Here is a 14,396-nt window from a genome sequence, read left to right as displayed (position 1 = left end):
CGGAAGCGGAGCGGGAATCTTTCGGATCTCCCGTTCGTCATGAGGGGAGAGCCGCGGATCGAGGGCAGGTCACCGGCACGCCACCGGTATGCCACGGGGGCAGGCGACATAAAGCGCGGCAAAACGGGCAGCCAGTGGTGAGTTGGTCCATTGGTCCAGAGGGTGTCCCAGGAACGGCCGCGATCAGCGGGGGGAGTGACGAGATGATGGGCACGGCAGAGCGCCACACGAAGTCCGGGAGCGGCGCCGCCGAACTCACGGGCGCTACCGCCGAATTGAGGTGCGAAACGGGGAGAGCCGCGGACGAGGTCGGTTCGCAGGAGTGGGACCACCCGGCCCAGCGGCCGCCGTTGTGGGTAGAGGAGCCCGCCCGGAGGAGGCGGCTGCCCGATCCGGTGCGGACGTCCGCGGTGCGGGCCGTGATCATAGTGGCGGTCACTCTCGTGCAGGCGATGATCGCCGTCCTCGCCGCCCTCGCGGGCTCCTGGCTCTCCTTCCCCATGGTGCTGAGCAGCGTGGCCAGCACGGTCGTGGCCACCTGGGGCGTGCTCGACGTGTGGGTGACCCGCCAGGTGTGGAACCAGCGGCACGGAGTGGTGTCGATGCCGAGCAGCACGGCTCGGCGGCTGCGGCGCGAGCGGCGCCGGGCGCGTCGTCAGGCGCGGGCCGCGGCGCGCGGGAAAGAGCGCATACAGGGGCGCGGTGGATCGGGGCAGTTGTCGCATTCCTGAACTCGGGCACCTCAGCACCTCGGGCATCTCAGGTACCTCAGGCGTCTCGGGCATCTCAGGTGTCTCGGGCGCCTCAGGCGTCTCGGGTGTCTCGGGCGCTTCGGCTCGGGCCGGCTGAGACCACCTCGACCTCAGGCCGCCACAGCCGCGGACCACCACGACCTCATGCCACGGCGGCCTCAGATCCCGCGTGTTCCGAAGATCCCGTGTGTTCCGAAGATCCCGTGCGTTCCGACGCCCACTCGGCCGCCAGGCCCCTGCGCGCCTTCATGAAGGGGCGGGCTCGGTCCACCGCGAGGACGGCCGTGACCCGGCCCTTGCGCTCGTAGACGGCGAGGAAGCCATCATTCTCCCTGTCCCTCTCGACGACGCGCACGGTGTCACCGTCACCCCGCCGCCCGGCGAACTGGATGCGGGAGCCGTACTGGTCCGACCAGAAGTACGGCAAGGGGCGCGCCGTCTCGACCGTGCGACCGGCAAGCAAGTTCCTCACCGCCGTACGGGGTTGCTCCGTGGCGCTCGTCCAGTGCTCGGCGCGCGTGCCGCCCACTGCGGCGACGTCGCCCACGGCGACGACCTGGGGCAGCGCGGTGACGCAACCGTCGTCGCACAGGACCCCGTCGCCCACGGCGAGGGGCGAACCCGCCAGCCAGCCCGTGTTGGGCACCGCTCCGATGCCGACGACGACCACGTCGGCGGGCAGCAGCCGACCGTCGGACAGTTCCACAGTGGCAACGGCCTCCGCGCGGCCCTCGGCACCGGCACCCGCACCCGACGCATCCGGCAAACCCGACGCACCCGATCCACCCGACGCACCCCGCAACGCCGCCACCCCCACCCCCGTCAGCAGCCTGGCCCCGCCGCGTGCGTGCAGCCGCGCGCACACCGAAGCCATCTCGGGTCCGAGCTGGGCGACGAGCGGCACGGGCATGGCCTCGACCACGGTGACGTCATGACCGAGCGCTGCGCACGAGGAGGCGGTCTCGGCGCCGATGAAGCCACCGCCGATCACCACCACCCGACGGGGCCCACGGCTCAACGCCAACCACAGCCCGCGGGCGTCGTCCAAGGTGCGCAGCGTGTGAACGCCCGCGAGCGGAGGCCCCGGAAGGCGCCGTGCCGACGCCCCGGTGGCGATGACGACGCCGTCGCCCGCCACCGTGCGGCCGTCGTCGAGGACGACCGTGCGGGCCCGTGCGTCGAGGGCTCGGGCGCGTGTGCCGAGGATCCACTCGGCGGCGAGCTCTGCCGTCTCCTCCGCGTCACAGAGGCCGAGTTGATCCTGGCCCACGCCTCCGGTGAGGAAGCCTTTGGACAGGGGCGGCCGGTCGTAGGGCGGATGCGGTTCGTCCCCGACGACGACCAGGCGGTCGTCGAACCCCTGGGCACGCAGTTCCCGCGCGGCGTACAGGCCGGCGAGCGAGGCGCCCACCACGATGACGGTCCTCATGCCGCGGAACCCTCCTCGGAAGCGACCGCCACTCCCGGGCCGGTGCCGCCCGCGCTGGTGCCGCCCGGGCCGGCGACTCCCGCGTCGCCGACGGTCAGACGTACGTGGACGACGCCGTCCTCGACGTACACCTGATGAGTGCGCACGGGGCGGCGCGCGGGCAGGCACGTGGGTTTGCCCGTACGAAGATCGAATGAGGCGGCGTGCAGTGGGCATTCGACCTGACAGCCCTCCAGCCAGCCCTCCGACAGGGAGGCGTCCTGGTGGCTGCACGTGTCGTCGATGGCGAAGAGCTCGCCGTCGGCGTTGAACACCGCGACGGGCGGCGTGGTGTCGAGGCGGACGGACTCGCCCGCGGGGAGGTCTTCAAGGCGGCATACGGGGATCATGGGCCCCCCTCTGGGTCTTCCCTGGTCGTCTCTGGTGTCGTTTCTGCGTCGTCTCTGAGTCGTCTTTGCAGTCGTCTCTGACGTCGTTCGATGCGGTCCTGGACCCTTGGGGGGCCAAGACCCTTCGGTAACATGACGTTTCGCATGGCGCACGAGAAAGCGCCCTGCGCAACAGAATCCGGGTGGGGCGCCCATCGCGTCAAGGGCTTCCCTGAGACGCGGCTTCAACAGGCCGCCAGGTGGTGAGAGTTCAGGTATGACGGGCGAGCGGAAACAGGCTGATCAGGACAGGGCGTCACGCGGTGAGCCGCGGGAGAGGCCGTCGAAGGGGGCGGCCGGATCCGTCCAGTCCGTGGACCGCGCGGTGAGCGTCCTGGAGATCCTCGCGCGGCTCGGGGAGGCCGGAGTCACCGAGATCGCCGACGAGTTGGGCGTCCACAAGTCGACGGCCTTCCGGCTCCTCGGCGTGCTGGAGAACCGCGGCCTCGTCGGCCAGGCCAAGGACCGGGGGAAGTACTTCCTCGGCGCCGGCGTACTGCGCCTCGCGGGGGCGGCCGCAGTGCGCATGGACATCTCCCAGGAGGGTGGCCCGGTCTGCCGCGAGCTCGCGGACGAGCTGGGCGAGACGGTCAACATCGCGGTCCTGGACGACGACGCCGCGGTCAACATCATGCAGGCCCGCGGCCCGGCCTCGGTGACCGCGCAGAACTGGCTGGGCCGGCGCACCCCGCTGCACGCCACGTCCAGCGGGAAGGTGCTCCTCGCCCATCTGCCGACGACGCTGCGCGAGGGCCTGATGGCCCGCACCCTGCCGCGTCTGACGGAGCACACGGTGACGGGCACGGTGGCGCTGCGCCGGGATCTGGAGACCGTGGTCGAGGTGGGGTTCGCCGTCGCCGTGGAGGAGTTGGAGGTGGGCCTCGCGGCGGTCGCCGCGCCGGTGCGCGCGCACGACGGCAAGGTGATCGGGGCGCTCAGCGCGTCCGGGCCGGTCTACCGGCTGACCGACGACCGGCTGACCGAGCTCGCCAAGCGCACCGTCGCGGCCGCCGTCGAACTCTCCCGGCGGATGGGGTACGGCTTCTGACCGTCCACTGCGCGGAATGAGGGCGGGGCCGGAACCTTCCGGCCCCGCCCTCCCGCGTGCGCCCTGTGCGTCCCCGGCGATTTGCGAAGGCCCGACTCCGCCCTCTTGACGGCCTCTTGATGGCGTTCTCAGTATGTCTCTCATAGCGCAACCGAACGTGCAGTACGCAACAACACCGCCACGCCGTGCGCAACAGCAGAGGAGTCTGGCCGTGCCCCACGAGGTCCGTGCCGTCGTCGCCCCGAAGAAGGGCGCACCCGTCGAGGTGCAGACGATCGTCGTGCCAGATCCCGGCCCGGGAGAGGTACTCGTCTCCGTACAGGCCTGCGGGGTCTGCCACACGGATCTGCACTACCGGGAAGGCGCGATCAACGACGACTTCCCGTTCCTGCTCGGCCACGAGGCGGCCGGGACCGTGGAGGCGGTCGGCGCGGACGTGACCGATCTCGTCCCCGGCGACTGCGTCGTGCTCGCGTGGCGCGCCCCCTGCGGTGCCTGCCGCTCCTGCCTCCGCGGCCGCCCCTGGTACTGCTTCGACTCGCGCAACGCCGCGCGGCCCATGACACTCCTGGACGGCACCCCGCTGAGCCCCGCCCTCGGCATCGGCGCCTTCGCCGAGAAGACGCTGGTCGCCGCGGGGCAGGCCGTGAAGGTCGACCCGGCGGCGCGCCCCGAGGCCGTGGCCCTGATCGGCTGCGGTGTGATGGCGGGCTACGGAGCGGCGGTGAACACCGGCGGAGTGGGCCGCGGGGACACCGTGGCCGTCATCGGCTGTGGCGGCGTCGGGAACGCCTCGATCGCCGGGGCGTCCCTGGCGGGGGCGCGCCGCGTCATCGCCGTCGACATCGACGACGCCAAGCTGGACGGGGCGACACGGTTCGGCGCCACGCACACCGTGAACTCCCGCGGCACGGAACCGGTTTCGGCGGTGCGCGAGCTGACGGGCGGCCACGGTGTCGACGTCGCGATCGACGCGGTCGGCACCCCGGAGACGTACAAACAGGCCTTCTACATGCGTGACCACGCGGGTGTGCTCGTCCAGGTCGGCGTGCCGGATCCGGAGATGGCCGTCGATCTGCCGCTGACCGATCTCTTCTCGCGCGGCGGCGCCCTCAAGTCGTCCTGGTACGGGGACTGTCTGCCCACCCGCGACTTCCCGATCCTCGTCGACCAGTACCTCAGCCGCCGTCTCGACCTGGGCGGATTCGTCTCCGAGACCATTCCGCTCGATCAGGTGGAGGGGGCCTTCGCGAGGATGCAAAGGGGCGAGGTGCTGCGTTCGGTGGTGGTCCTGTGAGTCCCGCCCAAGGGCCCCGCGTGGTCGTCATCGGGGCGGGCATCGTCGGCTGTTCGCTCGCCGACGAGCTGACCACCCGCGGCTGGACCGACGTCACCGTCCTCGACCAGGGGCCGCTGCCCTCGCCGGGCGGCTCCACCTCGCACGCGCCGGGCCTCGTCTTCCGGACGGGCCCCTCCAAGACGCTGACCGCCTTCGCCGCGTACACCGTGGAGAAGTTCAGCTCCTTGGAGGTGGACGGTCTCCCGTGCTTCAACCCCGTCGGCGGCCTGGAGCTCGCCACCGCACCCGAGCGCTGGGCCGACCTGCACCGCAAAGCCGGATTCGCCGCGTCCTGGGGCGTGCGCGCCGAGCTCGTCGGCCCGGCCCGCTGCAAGGAGCTGTGGCCGCTCCTCGACGAGGCACAGGTGTACGGCGGTCTGCACACGCCCGACGACGGTCTGGCGCGCGCCGTGCCCGCCTGCCGCGCGCAGATGCAACGGGCACGCGCGCGTGGAGCACGATTTCTCGACCGGCACACGGTGACAGGCATCGAGCGGGAGAGCGGCCGCGTCACCGCCGTCGTCACCGACCGCGGCACCTTCCCCGCCGACCACGTCGTCTCGGCGGCCGGGTTCTGGGGCCCCGTGATCGGGCGCATGGCCGGTGTGGACGTCCCGCTGCTGCCGCTCGCCCACCAGTACGTGAAGACGGCGCCCCTGCCCGAGCTCGCGGGGCTGAACGACCCCCGCATCGAGGCATCGCGGCCCATCCTCCGCCACCAGGACCGGGACCTGTACTTCCGTGAGCACACCGACCGCATCGGCATCGGGTCGTACGCCCACCGGCCGCTCCCCGTCGACCCGTTCACGGTCCCGGCCCACGACGACGCCGAGGACATGCCGTCCTCGTACCCCTTCACCGCGGAGGATTTCGCGCCCAGCTGGGAGGACTGCCGTCGGCTGCTCCCGGCTCTGCGGGGCGCCGGGATCGCCGAGGGCTTCAACGGTGTCTTCTCGTTCACGCCCGACGGGATGCCGGTGCTCGGCGAGTCCCGGAAGCTGCGCGGCTTCTGGCTGGCCGAGGCCGTCTGGGTGACGCACTCCGCGGGCGTCGCAAGGGCGGTCGCCGAGTGGATGGTCGACGGACGGCCCTCGCTCGACCTGCACGAGTGCGAGCTGACGCGCTTCGAGGACGTACAGCACTCCCCCACGTACGTGGCCGAGCGCGGCGCACAGCAGTTCGTCGAGGTCTACGACGTCATCCACCCGCTCCAGCCGATGAACCGGCCCCGCCCCCTACGGGTCAGCCCCTTCCACGCCCGCCAGCAGGACCTCGGCGCGGTGTTCCTGGAGGGCGGCGGCTGGGAGCGACCGCACTGGTACGAGGCCAACTCCCCGCTCGCGGACGGTATCGACGTGCCCGAGCGCGACGCCTGGTCGGCCCGTCACTGGTCCCCGATCGCGGCCGCCGAGGCGCGCGCCACCCGTGAGCGGGTCGCCCTCTACGACATGACGCCGCTGCGCCGCCTGGAGGTCACGGGCCCCGGCTCCCTCGCCTTCCTCCAGCGCATGACCTCCAACAACCTCGCCAAGAGGCCAGGTTCGGTCACGTACACCCTCCTGCTCGACGAGGCGGGCGGCATCCGTTCCGATCTGACCGTGGCGCGGCTCGCCCCCGACCGCTTCCAGGTGGGCGCCAACTCCCCCACCGACCTCGACTGGCTGCTCCGCCACGCCCCCGACGACGTGCACCTCAGGGACATCACCTCGGGGACGTGCTGCGTCGGGGTCTGGGGGCCGCTGGCCCGCGCCCTCGTCCAGCCGCTCACCCACGACGACTTCTCGCACGAGGCGTTCGGCTACTTCAAGGCAAAGGAGACGTACATCGGGCATGTCCCGGTGACCGCCATGCGCCTGTCGTACGTCGGTGAACTGGGCTGGGAGCTGTACACCGGCGCAGATCTGGGGCTGCGCCTCTGGGACACGCTGTGGGAGGCGGGGCGCGCGCACGGCGTGATCGCGGCCGGGCGGTCCGCCTTCAACAGCCTGCGCCTGGAGAAGGGGTACCGCGCATGGGGCCACGACATGACCACCGAACACAACCCCTACGAGGCGGGCGTCGGCTTCGCGGTCCGGATGAACAAGGGTGACTTCGTGGGGCGTGCCGCCCTGGAGACGCTCGGTACGCCCACCAGGCGCCTCACCGCGCTGCTCCTGGACGACCCGGCCGCCGTCGTCCTCGGCAAAGAGCCCGTCTACGTAGACGGCGTTCCGGCCGGGTACGTCACCAGTGCCTCCTACGGGTACACCCTGGGCCGCTGCGTCGCCTACGCCTGGCTGCCGCCCCTGGAGCCGGGCACCGGCGTCCACGTCGAGTACTTCGGCGAGAAGGTTCCCGCGACGGTCGCCGAGGAGCCCCTGTTCGACCCGGAGATGACCCGCATCCGCCGCTGATCCACCCACCGCCGACCGCCAGGAGGCACGGTGTCCCCCACCCATGACGTGATCGTGATCGGCCTCGGCGGCATGGGCAGCGCCGCCGCCCACCACCTGGCGGCGCGCGGCGCCCGCGTCCTCGGCCTGGAGAAGTTCGGCCCGGTGCACAACCGCGGCTCCAGCCACGGCGGTTCGCGCATCACCCGGCAGTCCTACTTCGAGGACCCCGCGTACGTACCGCTGCTGCTGCGCGCCTACGAGCTCTACGACCGCCTCGAACGCGACACCGGCCGCGACATCGCGACCCTGTGCGGCGGCGTGATGCTCGGGCGCCCCGACAGCCGCACGGTCTCCGGTTCGCTGCGCTCCGCCGAGCAGTGGGGCCTGCCCCACGAGATGCTCGGCGCGAAGGAGATCCGCCGCCGCTTCCCCACACTCGCCCCGGGCGACGACGAGGTGGCCCTGTACGAGGCGCGGGCAGGTCTCGTCCGCCCCGAGAACACCGTGGCCGCGCACCTCCAGCTGGCCGCGCGGCACGGCGCGGACCTGCACTTCGAGGAGCCGATGACGCGGTGGGAGCCGTACCGGGACGGTGTCCGCGTGCACACCGCCGAGGACACCTACACGGCCGGCCAGTTGGTGATCTGCCCGGGAGCGTGGGCGCCGGGGCTCCTGGCCGACCTGGGCGTGCCGTTCACCATCGAGCGGCAGGTCATGTACTGGTTCCAGCCCTCCGGCGGAGTCGGCCCCTTCCTCCCCGAGAACCATCCGATCTACATCTGGGAGGACGCGGAGCGCGTCCAGGTCTACGGCTTCCCCGCGATCGACGGACCCGGCCTGGGAGCGAAAGTGGCCTTCTTCCGCAAGGGCACCCCCTGCACTCCGGAGACCATCGACCGGTCGGTCCGCGACGACGAGATCGTCGCGATGGCCGAGCAGGTGGGGCGGCTCATACCGGGCCTCCCCGGCGGCTTCATCAAGGCCGCCACCTGCATGTACTCCAACACTCCCGACGAGCACTTCGTGATCGCCCGCCATCCGGAGCACCCCGGGTCGGTGACCGTCGCGGCCGGCTTCTCCGGACACGGCTTCAAGTTCGTGCCCGTGGTCGGCGAGATCCTCGCCGACCTGGCTCTGGACGGCGTCACGGAACACCCCATCGAGCTCTTCGCCCCCGACCGCCTCACCGCCGCACCCGCTTGAGGAGTACGACAACCGTGACGACGACCTCCTTGCCCCCGAGTCTCATCGCGACCCTCCCCGGCCACTACTACACCGACCCGGAGATCTTCCGGCAGGAGCAGGAGCGCGTCTTCGAAGCGCTCTGGTTCTGCGCCGTGCGCGCCACCGACCTCGACAGGCCTGGCGCGTTCCGCACCGTGCGGGTGGGGCGCGAGAGCGTCCTGGTCACGCGCTCGCGCACCGGCGAACTGCGCGCCTTCCTCAACGTCTGCCGGCACCGCGGCGCCCGCCTATGCACGGAGGGGTCCGGGCAGGTGCGCCGGGCTCTCCAATGCCCGTACCACGCCTGGACGTACGACCTGGACGGGCGGCTGATCGCCGCGCCCGACCTGGCGAAGATGCCGGACGTGGACCGCGGCGCGTACGGCCTCGTGAAGGTCGCCCTGCGGGAGTGGCTCGGCTACGCCTGGGTGTGCCTGGCCGACGAGCCGCCCTCCTTCGAGGAGACCGTCGTCGGCGCGGCGGTCGAACGCCTCGGCGACGCGGCGTCCATCGAGCGCTACGGCACCGAGCGGCTGGCGCTCGGCAAACGCGTCACCTATGACGTGCGCGCCAACTGGAAGCTGATCGTCGAGAACTTCATGGAGTGCTACCACTGCGCGACGATCCACCCCGAACTGACCGATGTGCTCCCGGAGTTCGCGGACGGTTTCGCCGCGCAGTACTACGTGGGGCACGGTGCCGCGTTCGGGGAGGAGGTCGGCGGCTTCACGGTCGACGGCAGCGCCGGCTTCGGCCGGCTCCCGGAGGTGTCGGAGGAGCAGGACCGGCGCTATTACGCGATCACCGTGAAGCCGACCGTGTTCATCAACCTCGTCCCTGACCATGTGATCCTGCACCGGCTGTTCCCGCTGGCCGAGGACCGCACGGCCGTCGAGTGCGACTGGCTGTACACCCCCGACGTCGTCGCCTCCGGCGCCGATCTGACGCAGTCCGTGGAGCTCTTCCACCGGGTCAACACGCAGGACTTCGCGGCCTGCGAGCGCACCCAGCCCGCGATGGCTTCACGTGCCTACCGCGCGGGCGGGGTGCTGGTGCCGACCGAGCACCACATCGGGCTCTTCCACGAGTGGCTGACGAAACAGCTCTCTACGTAGTGACCGGTTCCGGCTGTGCGGCGGGCCTCTTGTACATCCGCGTCGCGGTGATCTCCCCGTGCACCGTCTCGCCCTCGGGATCCTGCTGCGGCAGGCCCGGACGCAGGTGCTCCTCGACACTGATGTACTTGAGGCCCGCGCGCAGGTCCGCGTCGTTCCGCAAGCGGATGACCAGCGGGAACTCCGCGAGCGCGGTCGTGTCGAACAGGCCGGTCGTGTAGAGCAGCTGCACGCCGAGCGCGTCCGAGACGGCCCGCTGGAGCTCCAGGAGGTACGTCGCGTTGGCGCGGCCGATGGGGTTGTCCAGGAAGAGCGTGCCGGCGTGCCGGTGCTTGTCGCGGCCCCGGTCGTTGCTGCGCAGCGCGGCCATCGTGCAGTACAGGGCGATGGCCGCGGTGAGGAGCTGCCCACCCGAGAACACGTCACCCATCTGTCCGACGGGGACGCGCTCGGCACGCAGCACGGCGTCCGGCTTGAGGATCTCGACGGCGACACCGCGCGGCTCCAGTGCGGCCTGGACGCCGCGCAGCAGCAGGGACATTCCGTCGCGCCGCATGTCCGAGTTCTTCTTCACGGCCGCGCGGGTGGCCTCGTCGACGACCTCGCCGAGCCGCTCCACGAGCGTGGCCTGGTCGGGCTCCTCGAAGCGGACCCGCAGGAACTCCTGGCCCGACCACTCCCCCAGGCCCTCGGGCAGGCGGGAGAGGCGCTGGGCGGACCGCAGGGTCGCGAGCGAGGACTCCACGAGGCCGCGCAGCCGGTCGACGATGCTGTCGCGGTTGCGTTCCAGCTGCTCCAGCTCGTCGGTGAGGACACGGAGCCGGGGCGCGAAGGCGTCGGCCCACTTCTTGGCGTGCTCGGGCAGCGCGGACGCGGGCAGCTCGCGGATCTGCTGGCGGGCGGGGGTGCGCACCTGCTCGTACCGCGTCGAGTTCGCGTGGCGTACGAGGATGTCGCTCGCCTCCCGGACGGCGGACTCGGCCGTCGACAGGTCGGCGGCGCAGCCGCGCAGGGAGCGGCGGGTCTCGGCGGCGGCCTGGCGGGCCTCTTCGAGAGTCCCCGCGTAACCCTCCTGGGCCTCGTCGGCCTCTTCCTCCTGATGTTCGCGGAGGAGGTCCCGCAGCAGGGCCGCGGTCTCGTCGAAGCCACCGGCCGCGTCCTCGGTCACGCGGTGGGTGTGCAGCAGGGCGGCGTGCGCCTCCTTGGCGCGGCTCAGCGCTTCGGTGTGCGCGGCCAGTTCGCCGGTGGCGGTGCGCAGGAGCGTCTGGGCCTGCTCGGCGTCGGCGGGGACGAGCTCTTCGGGAAGCTCGGTGTGGGCGTCGCCGTCCTCGGGGGCGTGCCGCTCGGCCTCGCCGCGCAGCCGGCCGAGCTGCTCGCTCGCGGTGGAGGCGCGGGCTTCGATCAGCTGGACCTGGGCCTCGGCGCGCGCGGCGGCGGCCTGCCGGGACGGGCCGTCGGAGCCGTCGGTGCCTTCGAGGAGAAGGGCGGCGCGGGTGCGGACCTTGTTGCTGAGCCGGTCGAGCTCGGCGAGGGCGGCGCTCTCGTCGCTCTCGGCGCGGGCCTGTTCGGCGCGGAGGTCGGCGCCGACGCCCACCTTCTCGTAGAGCTGGGACGCCGCGCGGTAGGCCTCGCGCAGGGCGGGCAGCGACGACTTGGGGGCCTCGCTCTCCTCCGGTACGTCCTCGGGGGCGCCGGCGATCTCGGCGCGCTCGGCGCGCAGCGCGCGGGCGGTGCGGCGGGCGTCGTCGGCGGCGCGCTGGGCGGCGCGGCGGTCCTCGTCGGCGGCGCGGGCGCGGTCCAGGCAGGTCTGGGCGCGGGCCTCGGACTCGACGGCGTCGTCGGCCAGCTCGCGCAGCTTGGCCTGCCAGCCGGCCCGCTCACGGAGCCGGAAGGCGAGGCCGGCGAGCGCGTCGGCGACGCGCCGGGCGCGCTGGGCGGCCTCCTGGCGCTCGTCACGCACGCGTGCCGCCTCGCTCGCGGCCTCGTCCGCCTCCGCCCGCGCGATGCGCGCCTCGGCGAGCTCGGCCTCGGCCTCCTCGGCGAAGGCGCGCGCCTCCGCGGCCGCGGTGGCGAGCTCGGCGAGACGGCCACTGGGGCAGCCGGTGCGCCAGGAGGCGAGGCGGGCGGCGAGCTCGCGGTCCTTGGCGAGGCGGGCGGCCAGCGCCCGGATCTCCTCGTCCCGCTGCGCGGCCCGCGCGCGGAGCGCCTGCCGCTCCTCGTCGGCCGCGTGCTCGTCGTGCATGGCGGGGTTCGGCGGTACGAGGAAGACGCCGCTGTCCGATGTCTGCTCGCCCGGGGTGGGGGCGAGGAGGGCGGCTGCGGTGCCGACGGCGACGGCCGAGCGGGGCAGCAGTGCGGCGTCGGCGAGGGCTTCGCGGGCGCGTGCGTGGGTTTCCGGGTCGGTGATGACCACGCCGTCGACCAGCTCGGGCCGGGCGGCGAGCACGCGCGCGTGGTCGACGGGGTCCACGGCCTGGGCCAGGTAGCGCCAGCCGGGCAGCGCGGGGATGCCGTGCTCGCCGAGGAACTCGACGGTGGCGAGGACGTCGGGGCCCGGCGGCAGGAGACCGCCGTCGCCGAGGGCGCCGAGGATGCGGGAGTCGTCGGCGGCCGCGGTGCGCAGCTCGAACAGCTGCCGCTCGGCGGAGGCGACGCCGTCGTCGAGGAGGGCGCGCAGGTCGTCGGCGGAGCGGTCCAGCTCCTCTACGGAGAGGGCGCCTACGGAGAGGGCTGCGTCCGTGTGGGTCTCGGTGCCCTGACGGGGCTGGGGCACGATGCTTGCGCCCGTCGGCAGGCTGAGCAGTTCGGCGAGCCGCTGGTCCCGGGCGATGGATTCGGCGGCGCGGCGCTCGGCGTCGTGGGCGGCTTCGGCGGCGGCCGCGGCGTCCGAGGCGCGGGCGGCGGTCAGTTCGGCGCGGGACTCCGCGGCGGCCGTCTCCTTGGCGTGGTCGGCGGCGCGGCGGGCGGTCTCGCGGGCGGTGTCCCAGGCGGCGACGGTGGTCTTCTCGGCGTCGCTCGCGGCGAGGGCGGCGCGGGCCGGGTCGGCGTCGGGGGCGGTGTCGTCGAGCCAGCCCGCGCGGACGGCCTCCGCGGTCTCCTGCTCGACCTCGGTGAGGCGCTGCTTCAGGTGTCCGGCCTCGCTGCGGGCTCGCTGGGCCTCGGTGGCGGCGGCTGTGGCGTCGCGGTGCGCGGCCTCGCCGGTCTCCTGGAGGGCGGCGGAGCGCTCCTCCTCTTCGTTCGCGACGTTCTCCGCGCCTTCGGCGGCGGTGTGCAGGGCGCGGACGAGGTCGGACGCGGCTTTCGCGCGGGCGGCGAGCGCGGGGGCGGCGTCGCGCTCGGCCTCGCGGATCGCGGCGGCCACGCGTGCGGAGCGGTCGGCGGCCGCGCGGTGCCGCAGGACGGCTTCGGCGGCCTGCCAGGCGGCGTGCAGGGTGCGCGCGTCGGCGAGCTCGCGGCGCTGGGCGGCAGCGGCCTTCTCGGCGACGGTGAGCGCCAGGGAGGCGTGCCGGTAGGCCAGTTCGGCGGAGATCAGGGCGCTCTTGCCGCGGGCCCGCTCGGCCTCGGTGACGGTGTGGGCGGCGGCGGTGACCTGCTCGGCCAGTTCGGCGGCGCGGCCCCGCTCCTCGGTGGCGCGCGCGGAGAGCCTGCGCGCCAGGGTCCTGGTGCGGCGCTCGGCGCCCGCGTGCACGTCACGCGCGCGTGCCCGGGTGTCGGCGGCGTCGACGATGCGGCCGAGCAGGTCGACGGAGCCCGCGGTGAAGTCCCGTTCGGCCATGAGCTCGGCGCGGCGGCCGAGCTTGTTGCCGAAGCCGTGCACGAGGTCGGCGAGGCCGTCCGTGTCGCGTGTGTCGGTGACGGCGCGCAGGAGCAGGTCGGTGAAGTCGGAGTCCTTCTTGACGGCGAAGAGGCCGGCGGCCTCGCCCTCGTCGGCGTTCATCTCCCGCTGGTAGCGGAAGAGTTCGGGGTCGAGTCCCAGGTCGCCGAGGTGTTCGTTCCAGCGGTCGTGGATCTCTTCCCAGTGCACTTCGAGGTGCGGGTATGCCTTGACCGCCTCGGTCATGGCGTCGCGGAAGCCCTTCATGGTGCGGCGCCGCCCCTGGGCGCCCGAGACGCCCTCCACGGGCGGCCGCACGGCGGTGGACTCGGCGACGGGCAGCGAGTCCAGGCTCATGCCGGGTCCGGGCCGGAAGGAGTACCAGGCCTCGGCGAACTTCCGCGGGTCGTTGGAGACCTGGCGTCCACGCCACTCGCTGACCTTGCCGACGACGACGCACTCGCCGGTCAGGGTGTGCTGCCACTCCAGGGCGACGTGGCCGCAGTCGTCGGCGAGCAGGAACTTGCGCAGCACGCCGGAGCTGGCGCCGCCGAGCGTGTTCCGGTGGCCCGGCAGCATCACCGAGAAGATCAGCTTGAGCAGGACGGACTTGCCGCCGCCGTTCTCCAGGAAGAGCACGCCGGCGGGTGCGGGGCGGCGCGGCGGGCCGACCGGCTCGTCCTCGAAGAACTCCGCCTGGGCGGGCGCGGGGTCGGGCACCTCGGCGCCGACGCCGCGCAGGTCGAGCACGGTGTCGGCGTAGCGCGCACCGGCCGGACCGATGGAGTAGAGGCGGACCCGGGACAGCTCGTACATGGCGGCGGACTCTCGTCGTAAGTCGTGCGGAACGGCAGAAAATTCAGGAGGGAGGG

At 72.9% G+C, this 14,396-nt stretch carries 9 protein-coding genes; 6 read left to right on the top strand and 3 right to left on the bottom strand.

Translation table 11 applies throughout. From position 1 onward, the window contains the following. Positions 1–206 precede the first annotated feature (206 nt). Complete coding sequence (locus AB0N81_RS28920) at positions 207–731, top strand: hypothetical protein (protein ID WP_365363386.1); 525 nt, start codon at positions 207–209, stop codon at positions 729–731. A gap of 163 nt (positions 732–894) precedes the next feature. On the opposite strand, the gene AB0N81_RS28915 is transcribed toward AB0N81_RS28920, so the two are convergent. Together AB0N81_RS28915 and AB0N81_RS28910 are read right to left on the bottom strand one after the other, a co-directional pair. Next, positions 895–2,181, bottom strand: a complete 1,287-nt coding sequence (locus AB0N81_RS28915) for an FAD-dependent oxidoreductase (RefSeq protein WP_365363332.1) — start codon at positions 2,179–2,181, stop codon at positions 895–897. Continuing rightward, complete coding sequence (locus AB0N81_RS28910) at positions 2,178–2,570, bottom strand: bifunctional 3-phenylpropionate/cinnamic acid dioxygenase ferredoxin subunit (RefSeq protein WP_365363330.1); 393 nt, start codon at positions 2,568–2,570, stop codon at positions 2,178–2,180. The genes AB0N81_RS28915 and AB0N81_RS28910 overlap by 4 nt, the downstream gene beginning before the upstream one ends. A gap of 256 nt (positions 2,571–2,826) precedes the next feature. Between AB0N81_RS28910 and AB0N81_RS28905 the strand changes: the two genes are divergently transcribed. From AB0N81_RS28905 to AB0N81_RS28885, 5 genes are all read left to right on the top strand, one after another. Further along, on the top strand, positions 2,827–3,657 hold the full coding sequence (locus tag AB0N81_RS28905) for an IclR family transcriptional regulator (RefSeq protein ID WP_365363328.1): 831 nt from the start codon (positions 2,827–2,829) through the stop codon (positions 3,655–3,657). Between the two features lie 211 nt (positions 3,658–3,868). Beyond that, the gene (locus tag AB0N81_RS28900; RefSeq protein WP_365363326.1) at positions 3,869–4,954 is read left to right on the top strand and encodes an S-(hydroxymethyl)mycothiol dehydrogenase; all 1,086 of its coding nucleotides are present in this window, start codon (positions 3,869–3,871) and stop codon (positions 4,952–4,954) included. Next, positions 4,951–7,389 carry an FAD-dependent oxidoreductase gene (locus AB0N81_RS28895; RefSeq protein ID WP_365363324.1) on the top strand — a complete coding sequence of 813 codons (2,439 nt, stop codon included), beginning with the start codon at positions 4,951–4,953 and terminating at the stop codon, positions 7,387–7,389. The genes AB0N81_RS28900 and AB0N81_RS28895 overlap by 4 nt, the downstream gene beginning before the upstream one ends. 30 nt (positions 7,390–7,419) lie before the next feature. Then, a complete protein-coding gene (gene solA / locus AB0N81_RS28890; RefSeq protein WP_365363322.1) occupies positions 7,420–8,574 on the top strand; it encodes an N-methyl-L-tryptophan oxidase in 1,155 nt (384 codons plus the stop codon). 14 nt (positions 8,575–8,588) lie between these two features. After that, positions 8,589–9,710 carry an aromatic ring-hydroxylating dioxygenase subunit alpha gene (locus tag AB0N81_RS28885; RefSeq protein ID WP_365363320.1) on the top strand — a complete coding sequence of 374 codons (1,122 nt, stop codon included), beginning with the start codon at positions 8,589–8,591 and terminating at the stop codon, positions 9,708–9,710. Here the strand turns inward: AB0N81_RS28885 and AB0N81_RS28880 are convergent. Next, positions 9,703–14,340, bottom strand: coding sequence for a hypothetical protein (locus AB0N81_RS28880; protein ID WP_365363318.1), 4,638 nt, complete (start codon positions 14,338–14,340; stop codon positions 9,703–9,705). The genes AB0N81_RS28885 and AB0N81_RS28880 overlap by 8 nt on opposite strands. Positions 14,341–14,396: the final 56 nt, after the last annotated feature.

Source organism: Streptomyces sp. NPDC093510 (assembly GCF_040683555.1).
Classification (GTDB): Bacteria; Actinomycetota; Actinomycetes; order Streptomycetales; family Streptomycetaceae; genus Streptomyces.
This window is presented reverse-complemented; position numbering and strand designations above follow the sequence as displayed.

Excerpts from the sequence above, each read along its gene's own strand:
- AB0N81_RS28920 (WP_365363386.1), top strand. The coding sequence starts at position 207 with ATGGGCACGGCAGAGCGCCACACGAAGTCCGGGAGCGGCGCCGCCGAA.
- AB0N81_RS28915 (WP_365363332.1), bottom strand. The coding sequence starts at position 2,181 with ATGAGGACCGTCATCGTGGTGGGCGCCTCGCTCGCCGGCCTGTACGCC.
- AB0N81_RS28910 (WP_365363330.1), bottom strand. The coding sequence starts at position 2,570 with ATGATCCCCGTATGCCGCCTTGAAGACCTCCCCGCGGGCGAGTCCGTC.
- AB0N81_RS28905 (WP_365363328.1), top strand. The coding sequence starts at position 2,827 with ATGACGGGCGAGCGGAAACAGGCTGATCAGGACAGGGCGTCACGCGGT.
- AB0N81_RS28880 (WP_365363318.1), bottom strand. The coding sequence starts at position 14,340 with ATGTACGAGCTGTCCCGGGTCCGCCTCTACTCCATCGGTCCGGCCGGT.